Here is a 2,085-nt window from a genome sequence, read left to right on the forward strand (position 1 = left end):
GACGAAGGTGCGGTTGGCCATCGGGCTCGCCTCCTGTAACCGAATCCTGTTCGGTCACACCATAGCCCGCGGCCCGGCCGGCGGGCGGGGGCGCTCCCGATGATCGGGATGGCCGGGCCGGTCAGCCCGCCGTCTCCTCGGCGAGCGCGGCGGCGAACGCGTCCACGTCGTCCTCGGTCGTGTCGAAGGAGCAGACCCAGCGGACCTCGCCGGTCGCCTCGTCCCAGGTGTAGAAGGGGAACCGCTTGCGCAGCCGCTCGGCCGCGTCCTTCGGCATGAGCGCGAACACCGCGTTGGCCTGCACGTCCTGGGTGATCTCGACGCCGGGGACGGCGCGGGCGGCACCCTCCAGGCGGCGGGCCATGGCGTTGGCGTGCGCGGCGTTGCGCAGCCACAGGTCGCCGTCCAGCAGCGCGATGAGCTGCGCCGACACGTACCGCATCTTGGACGCCAGCTGCATGCTCGACTTGCGCAGGTAGGCCAGCCCCCGCACGGCGCCCGGGTTCAGCACGACGATCGCCTCGCCGAGCAGCAGCCCGTTCTTGGTGCCGCCGAACGACAGCACGTCCACGCCCGCGTCGGTGGTGAGGGCGCGCAGCGGCAGGTCGAGGGACGCGGCGGCGTTGGCGATGCGGGCGCCGTCCATGTGGACCGACAGGCCGCGCTCGTGCGCCGCCGCCGCCACGGCCGCCGTCTCCCGCGCGGTGTAGACGGTGCCGAGCTCGGTGCTCTGCGTGATCGACACGACGGCCGGCTCCCGCCGCTGGATGTTGCCGAAGCCCGTCGCGTACCGGTCCACCAGTTCGGGGGTGAGCTTGCCGTCCGGGGCCGGCGCCGTGACGAGCTTCAGCCCCGCGATCTTCTCGGAGGCGCCGCACTCGTCGGTGTTGATGTGCGCCGACTCCGGGCACACCACCGCGCTCCACCGCTCCGACATCGCCTGCAGCGACACCACGTTCGCGCCCGTCCCGTTGAAGACGGGGTACACCTCGGCCTGCTCGCCGAAGTGGCGCCGGACGACCTCGCGGAGCCGGCCGGTGACGGCGTCGTCGCCGTAGGCGGGCTGGTGCCCGGTGTTGACCTCGGCCAGGGCCGCGAGGACCTCCGGGTGGACGCTCGCCTGGTTGTCGCTGGCGAAACCGCGCGCGGCGGACGGACGGATGTCGGACGGCTGAGTCATGTCCCCATTCTCCAGGACGTCCGCCGATGTCCCCTTATGCAGGGCGGTCGGTGAGGTCCTGGAGCGGGGCGGGCGCGGTGTCCGGCGGCGGCTCGGCCGTGCGCAGCGCCATCCGGGCGCGCATCGCGTCGAGGTCGTCGCCGAACCGGGTGACGGTGGACTGCAGGTCGCGCCACAGCCCGGTCCGCTGCTCCAGCGCCGCGACCTTGGCGCGCAGGTCGGCGACGCGCCGCTCGGCGGCCTCCAGCCGGGCGTGGTCGCCGGCGGACTCGCGGCCGGTCCGGATCAGGCTGGTGGCGATGGCGGCCAGGTCGCGCTCGGTGTCGTCCATGCGCTCGTCCAGGCGCGGCAGCAGCCGGTCGTTGAGCTGCCCGACCAGCGAGTCGAGCTCGGTGCGGATCGTGCGCAGCTCGGCGTCCTGGACCCGGACCGACTGCTCTAGGATCGACAGACGCTCGACGAGGGCGGGGAGCAGCAGGACGACTTCCGCCGACCGCTCCAGATCTCGACCGGCCCTGACGAGGGCGCCGGCGCCCTCGCGCAGATGGCGCTCCACCTCGGCGGCGGCGCGGCGGACGAGACCCGGTATCACGGTCATGGCGCTCCCTTCCGGGGCCGGCGGGTGGAATCTCCTTAAACTGTAGGCGAATCGACCGTGAACGTTTTGTGAACTCACCGGTTTATCTCGGCGGTCCGCGCGGCCTCGCGGACGGGCGGCCGTTCGTCCGGAAAGGCGCGCGGGCCGGGCGGAGCGCCGCAGGCGCACAGCCCCTGCCGCACGATGAGCGAGGCGCGTTCGGCGGTGTAGTCCGCCCGGCTGGCGGCCGGTCGGACGCGGTGGCACGTCAGGCAGAGCATGGGTCGGTTCTCCCCCCGTAGCGCCGGGAGCGGAGGCCGTCCCGCAC

At 73.4% G+C, this 2,085-nt stretch carries 3 protein-coding genes; all 3 read right to left on the reverse strand.

The annotated features are described in order from the left end of the window. Positions 1-121: 121 nt before the first annotated feature. The gene (locus tag AB0C69_RS41680) at positions 122-1,180 is read right to left on the reverse strand and encodes a low specificity L-threonine aldolase (protein ID WP_360362317.1); all 1,059 of its coding nucleotides are present in this window, start codon (positions 1,178-1,180) and stop codon (positions 122-124) included. Between the two features lie 34 nt (positions 1,181-1,214). Continuing rightward, positions 1,215-1,778 carry a hypothetical protein gene (locus tag AB0C69_RS41685; protein WP_360362319.1) on the reverse strand — a complete coding sequence of 188 codons (564 nt, stop codon included), beginning with the start codon at positions 1,776-1,778 and terminating at the stop codon, positions 1,215-1,217. A 74-nt stretch (positions 1,779-1,852) separates the two neighbouring features. Continuing rightward, positions 1,853-2,085 (reverse strand): hypothetical protein (locus AB0C69_RS41690; RefSeq protein WP_360362322.1); only part of this gene is annotated, 233 nt, incomplete at its 5' end.

The sequence above is a fragment of the Actinomadura sp. NPDC048032 genome, from assembly GCF_040653175.1.
In the GTDB taxonomy this organism is placed as follows: domain Bacteria; phylum Actinomycetota; class Actinomycetes; order Streptosporangiales; family Streptosporangiaceae; genus Spirillospora; species Spirillospora verrucosospora.

Bases quoted from the DNA above. Each gene is read 5' to 3' on its own strand.
- AB0C69_RS41680 (WP_360362317.1), bottom strand. From the start codon at position 1,180: ATGACTCAGCCGTCCGACATCCGTCCGTCCGCCGCGCGCGGTTTCGCC.
- AB0C69_RS41685 (WP_360362319.1), bottom strand. From the start codon at position 1,778: ATGACCGTGATACCGGGTCTCGTCCGCCGCGCCGCCGCCGAGGTGGAG.